The organism is Mesorhizobium sp. 113-3-9 (assembly GCF_016756515.1).
Taxonomy (GTDB): Bacteria; Pseudomonadota; Alphaproteobacteria; order Rhizobiales; family Rhizobiaceae; genus Mesorhizobium.
Genome location: NZ_AP023246.1, coordinates 5,387,122 through 5,404,115 on the forward strand (window position 1 = coordinate 5,387,122; position 16,994 = coordinate 5,404,115).

Consider the following 16,994-nt stretch of genomic DNA (forward strand, 5'->3'; position numbering starts at 1 on the left):
TTTCATCGATCTTGCAAAGAGACCTGTTATGATCCAGATGCATGCGAGACTGCGTTAAGGAGACGACGATGGCAGGCGGTTCCATTCCCCATTTCCAGAACGATGCGGGCCATCCGGCGATCGACATCGGCGTCAAGGAATTCATGTGCACGGGCGCCAACCCGCCTTTCGATCACCCGCATGTGTTTCTCGACATGGGCGACGACAATGAGAAGGTCTGCCCCTATTGCTCGACGCTCTACCGCTATTCGCCGAAGCTGAAGGCGACGGAAACGCTGCCTGCCGGCTGCCTCTACATCGACCAGGCCGCCTGATTCCTTCGCGACGGACCTAATGGACGACATGCGCTCCCGGCAAATCGTCATCGCCGGAGCGGGCGTCGCCGGGCTGACCTCCGCACTTGCTTTTGCCAGACGCGGCTACCCAGTGCAGGTGTTCGAGCAAGCGCCGCGCCTGGAAGCTGTAGGTGCCGGCCTGCAGCTTTCCCCCAACGCGACACGCATCCTGCGTGACCTCGGCGTACTCGACCGGCTGTTGCCGGCGGCGGTGCGGCCGGAGGCAGTGGTGCTGAAGGATGCGAGGACGTTGCGCGAATTGGCGCATGTGCCGTTGGGGCAGTCGGGTGAAGACCATTGGGGCGCTCCCTATCTCGTCGCGCATCGGGCCGACTTGCAGAGCGCGCTGATGGCGTGTGCTGCCGAGATGCCTGATATCCATCTCACCGTCGGGGCGCGCGTCCAAGGAATTGCGACTGACAGCCATGGTGTCACGGCGACCGTCGAGATCGGCGGCAAGACTGCGGAGGAACAAGGCTCGTTGCTGGTCGGGGCCGATGGCGTCTGGTCGTCGGTGCGCGGGCTTGTCGATGCAAGAAGGATGGCATCGCCAAGAAGCCGTTTTTCGGGAGAGTTGGCCTGGCGCACCACCGTCGCGGCCGACAGCAGCGCCGGGCGGGCCTTCGCCGCGATCGGCGCAGCCGATTGTGTCACGACGTTCCTGCATCCGGGTTTCCACATGGTCGCCTATCCCGTCAGCAAGGGCGACGCATTCAACCTCGTCGCCTTCACCAAGGGCGAGCGCATTGCCGAGGGCTGGTCCGGCCATGCCGATCCCGGCATCCTCGCCGCCGCCATGCGCGGCACCGCGCCAGGACTCGTGAAGCTGGTGGAAATGGCCGGGCCGTGGCTGACCTGGCCGCTGCATACCGTCGAACAGAAACAGCCCTGGACAACGCCGACCGGCATTGCGCTGATCGGCGATGCCGCGCATGCGATGACGCCATTCGCGGCACAGGGCGCGGCGATGGCGATCGAGGATGCCGCGACGCTTGCCACTCTGGTCGCCGACTTCCCCGCCGATCCGCGAAAGAGCCTCACCATCTGGGAGAATCTGCGGCGGCCGCGCGTGGAGAAGGTGCTCAAGCGCGGTGCGCTCAACCGGTTTGCCTGGCACGCCCGGGGCCCGGTGGCGCTGGCCCGCAACCTGGTGCTGGCGACGCGGCCGGCGGAGAAGCTCGCGGCTGATCTCGACTGGCTTTATGGCTGGGAGGAACCGAAGGTCGTTAGGCGGTAGGACGTCGGGACAAGTCAGCCCGATAGGTTGACGGGACAGCGCCTCTCTGTCCTGCCGGACATCTCCACCACCTGGGGAGATTGGCGGCTTTGGCGCCGGCGTCCATCTTGGAAACGTTGCCGAGTCTCAATTATACAACCGCATCGACCACCCCAGCGACACCGGCAGCGGGTTCCACCAGCCGGTCCGCAGGCCTGCGGTACGCAGAGCGGCAGCGGTCCAGGTGTTGCAGCCGACCAGCGCGTTGAAATGGCCTTTGGCTTCGAAAAAGCCGTCGAATTTTGAATAGGCAGCGTTCTGGACATGGATCGGACCGTTCGGCCCCTGCTGAAAACTGGCCTGGATGAAATCGAGCAACGCCGCGAACCGCTTCCCGTCAATGTCGAAGCCCGCGACATCCGGATGTGGTTCGGCGATGGCGCCGGCGACATCAACATGCATCACCGAGGCATCGAGGGTCAGCGCCTTCATCACCGGACCGGCCTTGAGTTCGGACCAGGTCGGTGTTTCCAGATAAAAGGCGCGGCCGCCCCAGCCGAAGATGATGTAGCGCACCTCCGGACTATCGGCCGGGATGCCGGCCTCGACCAGAAAATGAAAGCGCTGGCGCACGGCATCGTCCACCGGGATGGCGATGTCGGTGTGGATCGGGTTCTTCAGCACCAATATGTGCCGCGTGCCCTCGCCCGCGGATGCTGCCGGCCAGAGCGGACGCGGCACCAGCGTGCCGAGGGCCGCTGCAAGCAGGATCGCGGCAAGCGACATGGAAAGGAAACGCAGGACTTTTCTCATCGATGACGCCCGCTGCCCTGCCGCCAATCGCATCAGCCGATCCATAAGAAAAGAGCCCGGCCGCATTGCGGCCGGGCTCTTGCGCTCGGTGTGAAACCGGTCAGTGCAGGATCTGCGACAGGAACAGCTTCGTGCGCTCATGGCGCGGATGGTCGAAGAATTCGGCCGGCGTGTTCTGCTCGACGATCTGGCCCTGATCCATGAAGATCACCCGGTTGGCGACCTTTCGGGCAAAACCCATTTCGTGCGTGACACACAGCATGGTCATGCCTTCCTCGGCGAGCCCCACCATGGTCTCCAGAACTTCCTTGATCATTTCCGGGTCGAGCGCCGAGGTCGGCTCGTCGAACAGCATGATGCGCGGGTTCATGCACAGCGAGCGCGCGATCGCCACGCGCTGCTGCTGGCCGCCTGAAAGCTGTCCCGGATACTTGTTGGCCTGCTCCGGGATTTTCACGCGCTTGAGGAAATGCATGGCGATTTCCTCGGCTTGCTTCTTGGGCGTCTTGCGCACCCAGATCGGCGCCAGCGTGCAGTTTTCCAGGATGGTCAGATGCGGGAACAGGTTGAAGTGCTGGAACACCATGCCGACCTCGCGGCGCACCTCGTCGATCTTCTTCAGATCATTGGTGAGTTCCTTGCCGTCGACGATGATCTTGCCCTTCTGGTGCTCCTCCAGCCGGTTGATGCAGCGGATCATGGTCGACTTGCCGGAGCCTGAAGGCCCGCAGATGACGATGCGCTCGCCGCGCATCACCTTCAGATTGATGTCCTTCAGCACATGGAATTCGCCATACCATTTGTGCATGGCGATGATGTCGATGGCGACATCGGTGGTCGAGATGTGCATCTTGGCGGCGTTGACCTTGATCTCTTCCGCGCTGACGGCATTTTCGGTGGCCATTGACAGGGTCCCCTTGGTCTTTCGTTTAGCGTTTGTAGCCGGTGTCGAGCCGGCGTTCGGTGTACATTGAATAGCGCGACATGCCGAAGCAGAACAGCCAGAAGACGAAGGCGGCGAACACCAGGCCGGACCGGGCCGTTTGCGGCGTAGCCCAGTTGGCGTCCGAGAAGTTCTGCTTGACGACACCGAGCAGGTCGAACATCGAGATGATCAGGACCAGGCTGGTGTCCTTGAACATGCCGATGAACGTATTGACGATGCCGGGAATGACCAGCTTCAGCGCCTGCGGCAGAACGATCAGCCCCATCTTCTGCCAATAGCCGAGGCCGAGCGAATCGGCGCCCTCATACTGGCCTTTGGGAATTGCCTGCAGGCCGCCACGCACGACTTCGGCCATATAGGCGGCGGCAAACAGCGACACGCCGATCAGTGCCCGCAGGAACTTGTCGAAGGTGACGCCAGCCGGCAGGAACAGCGGCAGCATGACGCTGACGAAGAACAGAACGGTGATCAGCGGGATGCCGCGCACCGTTTCGATGAAGATCACGCACAACGTCTTGATGATCGGCATTTTCGAACGCCTGCCCAGCGCCAGCACCGTGCCCAGCGGCAGCGACACGGCAATGCCGACGAAGGACAGGCTGAGCGTGACCAGCAGGCCGCCCCAGCGCGAGGTCTCGACATGCGGCAGGCCGAACACGCCGCCGATCAGCAGGAAAAAGGAGACGATCGGCAGCACCAGGAAAAGCAGGATGGCGTTCAGCCCCTTGCGGGGGACACGCGGGATCAGCATCGGCACCAGCAGCGCCACGAACAGGATGGCAACCAGGATCGGCCGCCAGCGTTCCTCGATCGGATAGGTGCCGAACATGAACTGGCCGAACTTGGCATTGACGAAAGCCCAGCAGGCGCCGGTCCAGCCATCCGGCTGAATGCCGCCTTGTGCAACGGTCGCACAGACGGTGCGGTCCGGCCCTGTCCACTGCGCGTTGAGGAACGCCCAGTTGACGACCTGTGGCAGGATCCAGGCGACGATGACGATGCCAAGGATGGTGAGGATGGTGTCGCCAACCGTGCCGACCAGGTTCTTGCGCACCCAGGCCATCGGGCCGCGGACGCTTGTGGGCGCGGGCTGCGCCAAGGCCATTTCGGTGCGCACCCAGGACATATCGTGTTCCTGCATGGCTCTACCTTTCCACCAGCGCCATTCTGGCGTTGACCACGTTCATGACGGCCGAGGTCACCAGGCTGAGGATGAGATAGGCGATCATCATGATCAGCACGCCTTCGACCGCCTGTCCGGTCTGGTTCAGAACCGTGCCGGCTGTCGCCGTCAGGTCCGGATAGCCGATGGCGATCGCCAGCGACGAGTTCTTGGTCAGGTTGAGATACTGGCTGGTCAGCGGCGGGATGACGATGCGCATTGCCTGCGGCACCACAACCAGCCGCAGGATAGACCCGGATCGCAGCCCAAGGGCCGCCGCCGCCTCGGTTTGGCCCTTGCTGACACCCCTGATGCCGGCGCGCACGATTTCGGCGATGAAGGCCGCCGTGTAGCAGGACAGCGCCAGATAGAGCGACAGGAACTCCGGCTTGACCTGGAAGCCGCCGGTCAGGTTGAAGGTGGATTGTTTCGGAAGATCAAAGCTCAGCGGAAAACCGCTCAGAATATAAGCGAGCAGTGGCAGGCCGACGATCAGCGCCACGGAAGTCCAGAACACCGGAAATTGCTGGCCTGTCACCATCTGCCGCTGACGCGCCCTGCGGGCGACGAACCAAGCCATGGCGATGCCGACAAGCAGAGCGACGAAGATCAACCAGGAGCCCTCGCCCCACACTGCGCGGGGAAAATAGAAGCCACGCTGGTTGAGGAAGGAGCCGAAGGGCAGATGATAGCTGTCACGCGGCGCCGGCAGCACCGCCAGCACGCCGGAATACCAGAAGAAGATGACCAGCAGCGGCGGGATGTTACGGAAGACCTCGACATAGACCGTGCAGATCTTCTGGATCAGCCAGTTCTGCGACAAGCGGCCGATGCCGATGACGAAGCCGATGATCGTTGCGGTGATGATGCCCGCGACGGCGACGATGATGGTGTTGATCAGGCCGACGAGGATGGCGCGGCCGTAGGTCGAGTCCGACGTATAGGCGATCGGCGTATCCGAGATGTCGAACCCGGCGCGTCCCCTGAGGAAGCCGAAGCCGGAGGCGATGTGCAGGCGCTGCAGATTGTCGATGACGTTCTGCACGATCCACCAGACAGAGCCGAACAGGACGATGACGACCAGCGTCTGGAAGAAGAGACTGCGGACTTTCGGATCATTGATGAAGGAAGCCCGGCTGGGCTCTTCGCGAAGAACTTCCTGCGATGCCATGTGACCGTCCCCTGGAAAGAGAAACCGGAAGGCAGAGTATCTGCCTTCCGGATCACATTTCGGTCAGCGGATCGGCGGAGCGTATTGGAGGCCGCCCTTGGTCCACAGCGCGTTGATGCCGCGCGCGATCTTGAGCGGGCTGCCCGAGCCGACATTGCGATCGAACATTTCGCCGTAATTGCCAACGGCCTTGACGATGTTGACGACCCAGTCGTTGGAGACGCCGAGATCGGTGCCGATCTTGGTATCGACCTCCTGGCCGAGCACGCGCTTGATCTCCGGGCTGGCCGAATTCTTCATCTCATCGACATTGGCCTTGGTGATGCCGAGTTCCTCGGCGTCGAGCAGCGCGAAATAGGTCCACTTGACGATATGGTACCACTGGTCGTCGCCCTGGCGCACGGCCGGGCCGAGCGGCTCCTTGGAGATGATCTCGGGCAGCACGACGTGATCGGCCGGCGAGCCGAGCGTCAGGCGGATGCCGTAAAGGCCCGACTGGTCGGTGGTGTAGACGTCGCAGCGGCCGGCATCATAGGCGGCATTGACCTCTTCGAGTTTCTCGAAGACGACCGGATTGTACTCCATCTTGTTCGCCTTGAAGTAGTCGGCGAGGTTGAGTTCGGTGGTGGTGCCGCTCTGCACGCAGACGGCGGCGCCCGAGAGCTGGAGGGCCGAATTGACGCCTGGCAGCTTCTTGGCGTTGATCATGAAGCCCTGGCCGTCATAGTAGGTGGTGCCGACGAAATTCAGGCCGAGCGCGGTGTCACGATTGATGGTCCAGGTGGTGTTGCGCGACAGGATGTCGACCTCGCCGGACTGCAGCGCGGTGAAGCGTTCCTTGGCGCTGAGCGGCGTGAACTTGACCTTGGTGCCGTCACCGAAGACGGCGGCCGCGACAGCGCGGCAGAAATCCGCATCGATGCCCTGCCAGTCGCCCTTGTCATCCGGCGCCGAGAAGCCGGCCAGACCGGTCGAGACGCCGCACTGGATGAAGCCCTTCGCCTTGACGGTGTCGAGCGTCGTGGCCGACGCGGCCGACGCCATCAATCCAAGCGTAGCGGCGCCAAGAATGCCGATAGCAATATGTTTCATGACCCACAGACCCTTTTCTCTGTTTTTCAGGCAAACCCTGATCTTTTTTCCCGTGTGAACGCAGCTCCCATCCCGGCCCATTTCCGGGACCCCGCATCGTAACCGACGCGCCGCCTCCCATTCACGAATGGCATCGAAGGCGATAATTCCTGTGAGGTCAAGGAAAATGACCGAATCCGAACGTGTTTGAAAATCGATTGCCTGAAATGCCCGATCCGCAGACAAACGCGCTCGATATCCAGGCCGTGACTCCATAAATCTGCCGGGCGGACTGCATGCAAGATCCTCTGTGACCCGATAGCCAACTTATTATTACTGCACAGCAGCGCATCAACGCTGCACCAACAGCCGGCATTTCTTGATCAGCCGGCGCTCAAGCGCTCGATTTTGCCGACAGCATCGTGAATGCTCCACATGGTCCCGATCTCGTGAGCGATCCGGCCAGCAGCGGCTCGAATTCTGGGATCGGCGAGTGCTCTCTCTATTGCCGCGCGCAGCGATGTCGTATCGGGGTTCGGCAGCGCGATGCCTGCGCCGGCTGCTTCCACCCTCCGCGCATTTTCGGGCTGATCGGCGTTCAAGGGTGTGAGGACGATCGGCAACCCGTTTGCCAATCCGGCCAGGACCGTGCCTGCACCGCCGTGGCAGACGAGAGCCGCTGCCCGTGGAAATATCTCGCGCTGAGGTACCCAAGCCTCGACCGTCACATTCTCGGGAACGGCACCGAGCAGCGACCGATCCATCTCCGCGCCGGTCGAAAACAGCGCCCGAACAGGCAAGTCCGCGACGGATTTCAGGGCCGTGCGAAACAGCTCGTGATTCTTGGACGATCCCGCCGCCAGCGTGCCAAACGTAATGAAAACCAGCGGTCTTCCATCGTCGAGCGCCCATGTCGGAACGGCACTTTCCGGGTCCAGGCTCTCCCTCTCCGTCCGCACACGGAACGGCGCCAATGAGCCGACCGTCTCCACATCGCCGTCCAGGGACGCGGGAAATGACGTGAAAGTCGGCGTGGCGCGCAGAGCCGCCCCGACATCCGGTTCGAGTCCGGCTTCCTGACGCAGGACGTCAACCGGCGCCACTGCGCTTGCCATTGCGACCGCTTCTGAGAGACCGTTGATGGTCGCGACGCTGGCAACCGGAATGCCATTCTCCGCGGCCACAATCGCGGCCGCAAACTCCAGCGACTCACGCACGATGACGTCCGGGTTCCAGGTCCGGAACGTTTCGCGAAGCCCTGGCAGTGCGGCTCGCGCGTTGAGGTCCGCGAAAACGTCGCGGACCATTGTGCGGCCCATTTCCTCGGCGGTCATGTTGGAGGTCGCCGCCCAGACCTTGCCAAGTTTCTCGTCACCCGGATGACCGAAAGGCACGTGCGCCAACCCTGTGTCCCGAAGTATTGGACCGGCGCTCTCCGGTGAGGCGAACAAAACTTGATGGCCGTGCTTCATCAGCGTATGCGCGTAGGGCAGCAATGGTCGTATGTGGCCTGTCATCCGCATGGATGAAAATAGGACGCGCATGCCGCTCCCCTGATCTTGTAAGCAGACCGACTTTGCAGACCGTCCAAGTGACGACGTGCATGAAATGAATGGACCCTGTTTTACAAAACAAAGCAATGCCGCGGCATGTCACCCTCGGCCCACTCGCGACCGGTCAAATCGGCGGCAAGTCTGGCGATGTCCGTGTTACACCGAAGCGAACGTAAGGTCGGAGCATCAGCGGCTGCGCGGTGGGGCATGGGGGATTGATGGCGTTGCCCGAGACGTGATCCAAGCTTCGAGACCGGAGCCCGAGCCATGCGCTAGGAAGCGATTAAGACTGGACCGGGATCAAGCCGCTGCTGCTGCCCGACAAATCGCGCGAGGTCGGCGGGCACGTGACAGAAGACGGCCTCCGCGAAAGAAATTGGCATATCCGAAGTCGGTTTCCTGGCGAACGCCATGCTGTTGCACGGCCCATGCCGCCGCACTATGGCTAGCGGCTTACCAGAAGAGGCAAGATGAATGGCAAAAGACGGCAACGAGCAGGGTTCAGGCAAAGTGGGCATCAACACGCGGCTTGCCCATTCGGGTAACAACCCGCACGACTATTTCGGTTTCGTCAATCCGCCGGTCGTGCATGCCTCGACGGTGCTGTTTCCCAATGCCGCCGCGATGGCGAGCCGCAGCCAGAAATACACTTACGGCACGCGCGGCACGCCGACGACGGACGCCCTTGCCCAGGCCATCGACGCGCTGGAAGGATCCGCCGGCACGATCGTGGTGCCGTCGGGCCTTGCGGCAGTGACCATTCCGCTGCTCGCCTTCGTATCGGCCGGCGATCATCTGCTGATCGTCGACAGCGTCTACCATCCGACCCGCAATTTCGCCGACACCATGCTGAAGCGGCTCGGCGTCGAGGTGGAGTATTATGATTCGCGTATCGGCGCCGGCATCGCCGCCCTGATCAAGCCCAACACCAGGGTGGTGTTCACGGAATCGCCGGCGTCCAACACATTCGAGGTGCAGGACATCCCGGCGATCGCCAAGGCGGCGCATGCGGCCGGCGCCATCGTGATGATGGACAACACCTGGGCGACGCCGCTCTACTTCCGGCCGCTCGACCATGGCGTCGACATCTCCATTCATGCCGCGACCAAGTATCCGGCCGGCCATTCCGACGTGCTGCTCGGCACCGTGTCGGCCAATGAAAGCCACTGGAAACAGCTCTATGAGAGCTTCTGCACGCTTGGCTGCTGCGCAGGCCCCGACGATGTCTACCAAGTGCTGCGCGGCCTGCGCACCATGGGCGTGCGCCTGGAACATCATCAGCGCAGCGCGCTTGCCATCGCTTCGTGGCTCGAAGGCCAGCAGGGCGTGGCGCGCGTGCTGCACCCTGCCCTCCCCAGCCACCCGGACCACGAATTGTGGAAGCGCGACTTTTGCGGCTCGAGCGGCATCTTTTCCATCGTGCTTGCCGGAGGCGGCCAGAAGGAGCAGCACGCTTTCCTGGACGCGCTGCAGATCTTCGGGCTCGGCTATTCCTGGGGCGGCTACGAGAGCCTTGCGGTGCCGGTCTGGCTTGGCGACCGCGTCGTTGCACAAGCCGCTTATGAAGGCCCGCTGATCCGCCTGCAGATCGGCCTTGAGGATGTCGACGACCTGAAAGCCGACATCATGCGCGGGCTGGCCGCAGCCGCGGCCTGAGCGGTGCGCGCGAGCTGACTGCCGCACAGAGTCAGCAAACGGTCGCAAGGCCTTGACGCTGATGACAAAGCGCGAGCCGCTCGCGGCATCCCATTGCCGCGCGGCGCGCAATATTATTCTCTCGGGCCGCGACTTTCCGGATTTGTTTGACTTTCAAATCCGCGGATTCGGCCGCATTGCGTGCTGCACGGCATCCCCGACCAATCCATTTGTCACAAAGCTTGCCATGGCCTTTCGTCTTTTTGTCCCCATCCTTGCCGGCGCGACGCTGCGCGAACGCATCCTTGCGTGTATCGGCGCCATGATCGGCATCGCGCTGACCGGCGTGATCAGCGGGCTGGCGATGGGTGGCGGCCCGCACGTGGCCCTGCTGGTGGCGCCGATGGGCGCCTCCGCCGTGCTTCTCTTCGCCGTGCCCGCGAGCCCTTTGGCGCAGCCCTGGTCGATCATCGGCGGCAATTCCGTGTCGGCGCTGGTGGGCGTGACCGTGGCGCATTTCGTCCATGATCCGGTCATTGCCTCGGGCCTCGCTGTAGCTTTCGCCATCGCGGCGATGTCGTTCACGCGCTGCCTGCACCCGCCAGGCGGCGCGGCGGCGCTGACGGCCGTGCTCGGCGGGCCTGCCGTTGTCAGCGCGGGCTTCCTGTTCCCCTTCGTGCCGGTGGCCTTGAATTCAATCATCCTGGTCACGCTCGGCTTCCTCTTCCACAGGCTGGCGCGGCGCAACTATCCGCATGTCGCCGCACCCGCCGCCAACAGCCATGGGACAGCCGATCCGCCGGCGCAGCAGCGCGTCGGCTTCCGGCCCGAGGATATCGACGCGGCACTGACCACGCTCTACGAGACCTTCGACATCGACCGCAACGACCTGGAGCGGCTCCTGAGACAAGTCGAGCTGCAGGCCATGGTGCGCTCGCACAGGACGTTGCTCTGCGAGGACATCATGTCCCGCGACGTCGTGTCAGTGCCGGAGCAGGCCACCATCGAGGAGGCGCGCCAGCAACTGCTCAATCACAATATCCGGACCCTGCCGGTGGTCGACGCGGACGCCCGTCTGGTGGGCGCCGTCGGCCTGCGTGAACTGACGAGGGCCAGCGACACGGTGAAGGGCGTCATGTCGAAGGCCGGCACCGCCTCGCCCGATACGCCGGCGATGAGCCTGCTTCCCGTGCTGACCGACGGGCGCAGCCACGCCGTGGTCATCGTCGACCGCGAACGACGCATTCTCGGCCTGATCACCCAGACCGATCTTCTGGCGGCGGCCGCGCGCGTTCAGGCCGCAGACAAGGGATTGGCGGCGGCTTAGAATAGGGAAGTCAGGTTGCCGAAATCCGGGAACCTTTTTCCGGCGGGCGCATCCAACGTGCAGTCATGCGCTGTTTGGGGAGATCCGGTCGCGATGAGCAAGCTCGTAATGCCCGCCAAAATGCCGGAGGCGGCTGAAGGCCCTTCCGGCGACGTGCTGCTCGTGCAGCGTGCGCTCGCACGCGAGGCTGGTGCTTTTCGCGCTATCATCAAGACACATAACCAGTTGCTCTACCGGATCGCCCGCGGCGTGGTGCGCAACGACGCTGAGGCCGAGGACATCGTGCAGGAGGCCTATATGCGGGCCTTCGCCAGCCTCGGCTCCTTTCGCGGCGACTCCTCGCTCGCCACCTGGCTGTCGCGCATCGTCATCAACGAAGCGCTCGGCCGGCTGCGCAAGAGGCGCCACACCGTGGCGATGCCCGAGAACCCGGAAGCGCAGATCATCCGCTTTCCCATCAATCCCAGCGACGACCCGGAGCGGACCATGGCGCAGCGGCAGATTCTCGCACTTGTCGAACGGGCGACCGACAGCCTGCCCGACATCTACCGCGTGGTCTTCGTGGCCCGTGTCATAGAGGGCCTCAGCATGGAGGAAACCGCCGATCTGCTCGGCGTGCGGCCAGAGACCGTCAAGACAAGGCTGCACCGGGCACGCACCCTGTTGCGCAAGGCGCTGGACGACGAGATCGGCCCGGTGCTGCTCGACGCCTTCCCCTTCGCCGGCCGCCGCTGCGAACGGCTGACCCAGTCCGTGATGAGACGCCTGGGCTTCGAATGATCCTGCTCTGATTTTGCGGGAACGTTTCTCCCGGCCGTGCATCCAATCAGCGTCAACTGAAAATCGAGCCCGGCGCCTCCGCGCGGCCGGGCGAAGGAGGATGCCATGCTCACCCGATATACCGCGGCCCTTGCCGCCCTGCTTCTCGTCAGCGCTGCCCCGTTCGCGCAAGCCGCCGACAAGCCGACCGATCCGCAGATCGCCCATATCGCCTATACAGCCGGCGTCCTCGACATCGAGGCGGCCAAGCAGGCGATCAAGACATCGAAGAACGAGGAGGTCGTCGCCTTCGCCAAGGACATGGAGCGCGACCACGAGGCAGTGAACAAGCAGGCGCTCGACCTGGTGAAGAAGCTCAAGGTGAAGCCCGAGGACAACGCCACCAGCCAGGCGCTGAGCAAGGCGGCGGAGGCCGAACGCGCCAAGCTCGCCAAGCTGACAGGCGCAGCCTTCGACAAGGCCTATATCGAGAATGAGGTGGCCTATCACAAGCAGGTCAACGGTGCGCTCGAAACCCTCCTCATCCCCTCGGCCAGCAATGCCGAGCTGAAGAGCCTGCTCGAGACCGGCCTCAAGATCTTCCAGGGCCACGAACAGCACGCCGAACACGTCGCCGGCATGCTGAAATGAAAGCGGACGTCTTGATCCATCCGTCCTGGCTGGCCGCCCTGGCGCTGATGCTTACAGCGGCGCCGGCGGCGGCCGCGACCATAGAGGTCACCATCGACAAACTCGTCTTCTCGCCGGCGACCATCGATGCGAAGGTCGGCGACACGATCGAGTGGGTGAACAAGGACGTGATTGCCCACACGGCCACGGTGAAGGGCGGCTGGGAGGTGATGATCCCGCCGAAGAAGTCGGCAGGCCTGACGTTGAAGGCGGCGGGCGCGGTCGACTATTTCTGCCGCTTTCACCCCAACATGAAGGGCCATCTCGACGTGTCGCCCTGATCAGCGGCCCTGTCGAGCCGTAGCGAGGCGCGCCTGGCCTCGTCAGGCCGGGCGACATGCGTCCACGAGCCATCGTAACTTGCTTTGCGCCGCTCGATCCAGGCATCGAGCCCTTCGCGCAAATCAATGGTCGGAGCCATGCGGGCGAACTGCTCGGCTTCGACCAGAAGGCCTTCAGCGATGCCGTGGTTGAGCCCGCGCGCCACGGCGGTGAGAATGCTCGCGACCGCAAGTCCGGAGTGCCGAAGGATACGCCTGGCCAGATCAAAAGCCGCCGGCATCAGGTCGTCGTGGGGGACGACCTGGTTGACAAGACCGAGTTCAAGAGCACGCGGCGGCGGAAACCAGTCCCCCGTCAACAGCAATTCGAGCGCCCGCTTGCGCCCGGCGAGCCTCGGCAGGCGCTGGGTGCCGCCGAAGGTCGGCGGCATTGCGAGGTTGATTTCCGGCTTGGCGAACAGGGCGCGGTCGCTGGCGATCGCCAGCGGCACGGCCTCGGTGATCTCGCAGCCGCCGCCGAAGGCAATCCCGTTAACGGCGGCAATGACGGGTTTCCGGTAGGCCTCAAGCCGTGCCGTCAGCCGCTGGCCGCGCATGACGAAGTCCCGTAACGCTGTGTCGGTACCGGCGGCAACGCTGCCCGAGAATTCGTGGATGTCGCCGCCGGCCGAGAAGGCCCGCTCTCCCGCGCCGGTCAGAATGATCGCGCGAATGCCGTCGTCGACTTCAACGTCATCGAGGATCGCGAGCAGGCGATCAATCAGGGCATAGTTCAGCGCATTGAGCTTTTCAGGGCGGTTGAGGGTAAGAACAGTCACCCCGTCGCGGGTCTCGTTCAGGACAAGATCGGTCATGGTTCTTCCTTTCCAAATACGATGGGAAGGGACCACGCTTTCGATTGTATGTATATTCACTAGTCGGTATACATGACGTATGATCCAAGCACAAAGCCCCACCCGCGAACGCATCGTCGAAGCCGCGACCAAGCTCTTCTACGCAGAGGGAATCGGCCGCGTCAGCGTTGATGCCATCGCCGAAAAGGCGGGGCTCACCAAACGGACGCTTTACTATCACTTCAAGAGCAAGGACGACCTGATCGCCGCATACCTCGATGGTCGCGACCAGCCCAATCTACGGCAGATGGCCGGCTGGTTCGATGCGGCGGAAGGTGGCGCGGATCACAGGGTCGAAGCAATCTTCACCAACCTTGCGCGGGTCGCGCGTCATCCAAAATGGAAAGGATGCGGCTTTCTGCGCACGGCCGCCGAACTCGCCTCAATGCCCGGCCACCCGGCTGTCAAGGTCGGAGCACGTCACAAGTCAAATTTTGAAGCCTGGCTGGCTGGCGCGTTGTCCGACCACGGCATCAAGGAACCACGGGCGGTGGCCCGCGAGATCGTGCTGCTGATAGACGGCTCGTTTTCGATCATGCTGATCCACCGCAATCCCGACTATATCGAAGCCGCCGGGCACGCCGCCGCCACTCTGGTCAGGGCGCGCATTTGAGGCAGGAACTAAGTGCTTCTTGGTTTGTCCCTAATTCCCATTTCAGCCCAGAATGCGCGTTGCTCGGGTGTTCGCCTCAAGCTCGCGTGACATTCATGTATTGCCAGGCCAGGAGTGGTGTTGGCCTCGACAATGACGATGTCATCGTTCGTCAATGCGACATCCCACCCGATGAGGCCCGGATAGGGTAGTTGGCTTGCCAACCTCAACATACGCGACTTGACAACATCCCAGTTGGGTATGACCGCGTTGCGGATTTGGACACCAGAGTCCGGATGACGTTCACTGACTTGGCGGCCCCTCTTTTCCGAATTGTAAGAGAGGCCGGGGCCAAGAACGCCGTTCAGCGGATCCACCAGCGCCGAGATTCCGCCACGCCCGATCTTCCAGTTGTCGGTCGGATAGGTTTCCGGACGGCCCATCTTCATGGTCGCCGCCAATATGACAGTGCGGTGGTTGGAAAAATGCGTCCCGGTCAGCACCCGAAGCGTGTTCAACGTGGGTGGAAAAAATGTCTCGCTCCATGTTCCCTGTCGGATGATCTCCGAGATCGTGTAGGCATCAGGCTTCTGGCGCAAAAAACCGTCAAGCCATTCCCGGGCGTGCACCTTGTGGCCATTGACCTGCAATCCTTCAGGGGCATGAACGAGCCTTAATGCACCTTTCGCGTGTCCGCCCGCAGCAGGTTTGAGAAACAATTCACCCTTCTGATTTACAAGCGAAAGTATCGTTCCAAATTCAAGACGTTCTTCCGGTTTCGCGAGATCAACAAGATGCTGGCCGGCGACATAGTGCGTCATTGGCGGCGCTACGGAGGGCATGACATGGTCAAGCCATGCCTTTTGGTTCAGCTTATTGAACAAGAACTGGTCAATGCGATTGTTGTAGGCTGCGAGCCGGCGGGTGTACAAACTGAGGGGTGTATATTCTTTTCGAAGAAACGCCTGCTCCTCGAGCATGATCAATGCTTGCGACTGGTGGCCTCGAAGCAAGCCGCGCAACCGCCACAGGCCGCTTGGCGCTGGGTCCTCGAATTCGGTCCGTACAAAAGCGCTGTATGCACGCCATCGACGTGCCATTGCGACCACCGCCCCCAAAGGATCACCTCTCCCACTACAACTCAGAAACTGCCCCAAAATCTATCGTGAGCACGCTGGCGCCGGATATCAAGTCCGCAAGCCGAGTTTGTGTTCATGGTGCGCGGCCGAATTGGTTCCGAGAGCTAACGGCTGCTTTTTCTTAATGCCCCAGCGCCAGCCATGCCGTGCCGGCCACGAGCGTGATCAGCGTCAACGGCAAGCCGACCTTGAAGAAGGCACCGAAAGACAATTGTGTGCCGGCGGCCCTGGACTGTTCGGCGACGATCAGGTTGGCGACCGAGCCGAGCAGCGTGAAATTGCCGGCGAGCGTGGAACTCATCGCCACCACCAGCCAGGCCCGTTCGGGATTTTCCAGCCCGGGTATGAAGGGTCGCAATGCCAGTACGGCCGGCACATTGCTCATGATGTTGGAAAGCACCGCGGTGAATCCGGAGAGCCGCCAGATGTCATCGAGGCCGAGATTCTTGGCCGAGGCGATGATGTCGGGCGTGAGCAGCGTCCTTTCTGCGCCGGCAACCACCACGAACAGACCCGCGAACATGAACAGCAGCGGTCCGTCGATCTCGCGGTAAATACGCGCGGGCTTGATGGCGCGGGTGAGCAGGAGAATGGCGCCACCGATCAATGCCGCCTTGGCGACGGGAACGCCGGCGAAGAAGGCAACGGCCAATCCGATGCAGACGATCACCGCCTTCAGCACCTGCCCGCGATGCATGCGCCCGCGCGACACATGCGGCGTCAACTCAGCGCTGCGGGTAAATTCTGTGCGATAGACGATGCGCACGATGACGATGACCGCGACCAGGCCGAACAGGGCGACCGGTGCGAGCGCCGCCGAAAAGGCAGGATAGGAAATGCCCGACAGCGCGCCGATGACCATGTTCTGCGGATTGCCGGTGATGGTGGCGACGCTGCCGCAGTTCGACGCGGTGGCGGTGGCGATCAGATAGGGGATCGGGTTGCGGTTGATGACGCGGGTGACGTGGACGACGATCGGCGCCATGACCAGGCAGATGGCATCGTTGACCAGGAAGGCCGACAGCACGCCGGTCAGCAGCGTGACCATGACCAGCAGCATGAACGGCGCGTGCGCGTGTTCGATGGCGATGGCGCCGAGGCCGCGAAAGGCGCCTGAGACCTTCAGATGCGCCACCACGATCATCATGCCGAGCAGAAGCGTGATGGTGTCGAAATTGATCGCGCGGTAGGCATCCTCCATGCTGATCGCGCCAATCGCGATCATCGCGGCGCCGCCAAGCAGCGCAATCCCCGCCCGGTCCAGACGCAGTCCAGGTATGCGGCCGACAGCCACGCCGGCATAGGTCAGGACCAGGATCAGCAGTGCCGCCGCGCCCATCAATGTCATTGGTAAGAAGCCCCGCTCGATCTGGTGGCGCCGATGCGGTCCGCCCGGTGGTTCTTTTGCATG

Annotated in this window: 17 protein-coding genes; 8 read left to right on the plus strand and 9 right to left on the minus strand. The window is 62.7% G+C overall.

The annotated features are described in order from the left end of the window. The first annotated feature begins 68 nt into the window (after positions 1-68). Positions 69-314 (plus strand): zinc-finger domain-containing protein, encoded by a 246-nt coding sequence (locus MesoLj_RS26430; protein ID WP_015318409.1) that lies wholly within the window; start codon positions 69-71, stop codon positions 312-314. A gap of 19 nt (positions 315-333) precedes the next feature. Beyond that, positions 334-1,572, plus strand: a complete 1,239-nt coding sequence (locus tag MesoLj_RS26435; RefSeq protein WP_202323096.1) for an FAD-dependent monooxygenase — start codon at positions 334-336, stop codon at positions 1,570-1,572. 126 nt (positions 1,573-1,698) lie between these two features. On the opposite strand, the gene MesoLj_RS26440 is transcribed toward MesoLj_RS26435, so the two are convergent. From MesoLj_RS26440 to MesoLj_RS26465, 6 genes are all read right to left on the minus strand, one after another. Next, positions 1,699-2,364: a TIGR02117 family protein gene (locus MesoLj_RS26440; protein WP_202323097.1), complete on the minus strand. Its 666-nt coding sequence runs from the start codon at positions 2,362-2,364 to the stop codon at positions 1,699-1,701. A 100-nt stretch (positions 2,365-2,464) separates the two neighbouring features. Further along, on the minus strand, positions 2,465-3,214 hold the full coding sequence (locus tag MesoLj_RS26445) for an amino acid ABC transporter ATP-binding protein (RefSeq protein ID WP_031240865.1): 750 nt from the start codon (positions 3,212-3,214) through the stop codon (positions 2,465-2,467). Between the two features lie 79 nt (positions 3,215-3,293). After that, positions 3,294-4,451 carry an amino acid ABC transporter permease gene (locus MesoLj_RS26450; RefSeq protein WP_202323098.1) on the minus strand — a complete coding sequence of 386 codons (1,158 nt, stop codon included), beginning with the start codon at positions 4,449-4,451 and terminating at the stop codon, positions 3,294-3,296. A gap of 4 nt (positions 4,452-4,455) precedes the next feature. After that, entirely contained in the window at positions 4,456-5,643 is a 1,188-nt protein-coding gene (locus tag MesoLj_RS26455; RefSeq protein ID WP_202323099.1) for an amino acid ABC transporter permease, read from the minus strand. Between the two features lie 63 nt (positions 5,644-5,706). Further along, on the minus strand, positions 5,707-6,735 hold the full coding sequence (locus MesoLj_RS26460; protein WP_202323100.1) for an amino acid ABC transporter substrate-binding protein: 1,029 nt from the start codon (positions 6,733-6,735) through the stop codon (positions 5,707-5,709). Between the two features lie 362 nt (positions 6,736-7,097). Continuing rightward, complete coding sequence (locus tag MesoLj_RS26465) at positions 7,098-8,258, minus strand: glycosyltransferase (RefSeq protein ID WP_202323101.1); 1,161 nt, start codon at positions 8,256-8,258, stop codon at positions 7,098-7,100. Positions 8,259-8,741: 483 nt separating this feature from the next. Between MesoLj_RS26465 and MesoLj_RS26470 the strand changes: the two genes are divergently transcribed. The 5 genes from MesoLj_RS26470 to MesoLj_RS26490 all read left to right on the plus strand — a co-directional run bounded on the left by MesoLj_RS26470 (position 8,742) and on the right by MesoLj_RS26490 (position 12,959). Further along, the gene (locus MesoLj_RS26470) at positions 8,742-9,923 is read left to right on the plus strand and encodes a cystathionine beta-lyase (RefSeq protein ID WP_202323102.1); all 1,182 of its coding nucleotides are present in this window, start codon (positions 8,742-8,744) and stop codon (positions 9,921-9,923) included. A gap of 226 nt (positions 9,924-10,149) precedes the next feature. Next, a complete protein-coding gene (locus MesoLj_RS26475) occupies positions 10,150-11,229 on the plus strand; it encodes an HPP family protein (RefSeq protein ID WP_202323103.1) in 1,080 nt (359 codons plus the stop codon). 93 nt (positions 11,230-11,322) lie between these two features. Next, entirely contained in the window at positions 11,323-12,009 is a 687-nt protein-coding gene (locus tag MesoLj_RS26480) for an RNA polymerase sigma factor (protein WP_202323104.1), read from the plus strand. A gap of 105 nt (positions 12,010-12,114) precedes the next feature. Next, the gene (locus MesoLj_RS26485; protein ID WP_202323105.1) at positions 12,115-12,639 is read left to right on the plus strand and encodes a DUF4142 domain-containing protein; all 525 of its coding nucleotides are present in this window, start codon (positions 12,115-12,117) and stop codon (positions 12,637-12,639) included. Beyond that, positions 12,636-12,959: a cupredoxin domain-containing protein gene (locus MesoLj_RS26490; protein WP_202323106.1), complete on the plus strand. Its 324-nt coding sequence runs from the start codon at positions 12,636-12,638 to the stop codon at positions 12,957-12,959. Before MesoLj_RS26485 ends, MesoLj_RS26490 begins: the two co-directional genes overlap by 4 nt. On the opposite strand, the gene MesoLj_RS26495 is transcribed toward MesoLj_RS26490, so the two are convergent. After that, positions 12,920-13,813 carry a crotonase/enoyl-CoA hydratase family protein gene (locus MesoLj_RS26495; protein WP_202323107.1) on the minus strand — a complete coding sequence of 298 codons (894 nt, stop codon included), beginning with the start codon at positions 13,811-13,813 and terminating at the stop codon, positions 12,920-12,922. The genes MesoLj_RS26490 and MesoLj_RS26495 overlap by 40 nt on opposite strands. Before the next feature lie 79 nt (positions 13,814-13,892). Here MesoLj_RS26495 and MesoLj_RS26500 point away from each other — a divergent pair, with 79 nt between their 5' ends. Then, positions 13,893-14,465: a TetR/AcrR family transcriptional regulator gene (locus tag MesoLj_RS26500; RefSeq protein WP_140768270.1), complete on the plus strand. Its 573-nt coding sequence runs from the start codon at positions 13,893-13,895 to the stop codon at positions 14,463-14,465. 8 nt (positions 14,466-14,473) lie between these two features. Here MesoLj_RS26500 and MesoLj_RS26505 read toward each other — a convergent pair whose 3' ends face one another. After that, on the minus strand, positions 14,474-15,544 hold the full coding sequence (locus MesoLj_RS26505) for a sugar-transfer associated ATP-grasp domain-containing protein (protein ID WP_202323108.1): 1,071 nt from the start codon (positions 15,542-15,544) through the stop codon (positions 14,474-14,476). A 160-nt stretch (positions 15,545-15,704) separates the two neighbouring features. After that, positions 15,705-16,931: an anion transporter gene (locus MesoLj_RS26510; protein ID WP_202323109.1), complete on the minus strand. Its 1,227-nt coding sequence runs from the start codon at positions 16,929-16,931 to the stop codon at positions 15,705-15,707. Between the last annotated feature and the right edge of the window lie 63 nt (positions 16,932-16,994).

Excerpts from the sequence above, each read along its gene's own strand:
- MesoLj_RS26430 (WP_015318409.1), top strand. The coding sequence starts at position 69 with ATGGCAGGCGGTTCCATTCCCCATTTCCAGAACGATGCGGGCCATCCG.
- MesoLj_RS26435 (WP_202323096.1), top strand. The coding sequence starts at position 334 with ATGGACGACATGCGCTCCCGGCAAATCGTCATCGCCGGAGCGGGCGTC.
- MesoLj_RS26440 (WP_202323097.1), bottom strand. The coding sequence starts at position 2,364 with ATGAGAAAAGTCCTGCGTTTCCTTTCCATGTCGCTTGCCGCGATCCTG.
- MesoLj_RS26445 (WP_031240865.1), bottom strand. The coding sequence starts at position 3,214 with ATGCACATCTCGACCACCGATGTCGCCATCGACATCATCGCCATGCAC.
- MesoLj_RS26450 (WP_202323098.1), bottom strand. The coding sequence starts at position 4,451 with ATGCAGGAACACGATATGTCCTGGGTGCGCACCGAAATGGCCTTGGCG.
- MesoLj_RS26455 (WP_202323099.1), bottom strand. The coding sequence starts at position 5,643 with ATGGCATCGCAGGAAGTTCTTCGCGAAGAGCCCAGCCGGGCTTCCTTC.
- MesoLj_RS26460 (WP_202323100.1), bottom strand. The coding sequence starts at position 6,735 with ATGAAACATATTGCTATCGGCATTCTTGGCGCCGCTACGCTTGGATTG.
- MesoLj_RS26465 (WP_202323101.1), bottom strand. The coding sequence starts at position 8,258 with ATGCGCGTCCTATTTTCATCCATGCGGATGACAGGCCACATACGACCA.
- MesoLj_RS26470 (WP_202323102.1), top strand. The coding sequence starts at position 8,742 with ATGGCAAAAGACGGCAACGAGCAGGGTTCAGGCAAAGTGGGCATCAAC.
- MesoLj_RS26475 (WP_202323103.1), top strand. The coding sequence starts at position 10,150 with ATGGCCTTTCGTCTTTTTGTCCCCATCCTTGCCGGCGCGACGCTGCGC.
- MesoLj_RS26480 (WP_202323104.1), top strand. The coding sequence starts at position 11,323 with ATGAGCAAGCTCGTAATGCCCGCCAAAATGCCGGAGGCGGCTGAAGGC.
- MesoLj_RS26485 (WP_202323105.1), top strand. The coding sequence starts at position 12,115 with ATGCTCACCCGATATACCGCGGCCCTTGCCGCCCTGCTTCTCGTCAGC.
- MesoLj_RS26490 (WP_202323106.1), top strand. The coding sequence starts at position 12,636 with ATGAAAGCGGACGTCTTGATCCATCCGTCCTGGCTGGCCGCCCTGGCG.
- MesoLj_RS26495 (WP_202323107.1), bottom strand. The coding sequence starts at position 13,813 with ATGACCGATCTTGTCCTGAACGAGACCCGCGACGGGGTGACTGTTCTT.
- MesoLj_RS26500 (WP_140768270.1), top strand. The coding sequence starts at position 13,893 with ATGATCCAAGCACAAAGCCCCACCCGCGAACGCATCGTCGAAGCCGCG.
- MesoLj_RS26505 (WP_202323108.1), bottom strand. The coding sequence starts at position 15,544 with ATGGCACGTCGATGGCGTGCATACAGCGCTTTTGTACGGACCGAATTC.
- MesoLj_RS26510 (WP_202323109.1), bottom strand. The coding sequence starts at position 16,931 with ATGACATTGATGGGCGCGGCGGCACTGCTGATCCTGGTCCTGACCTAT.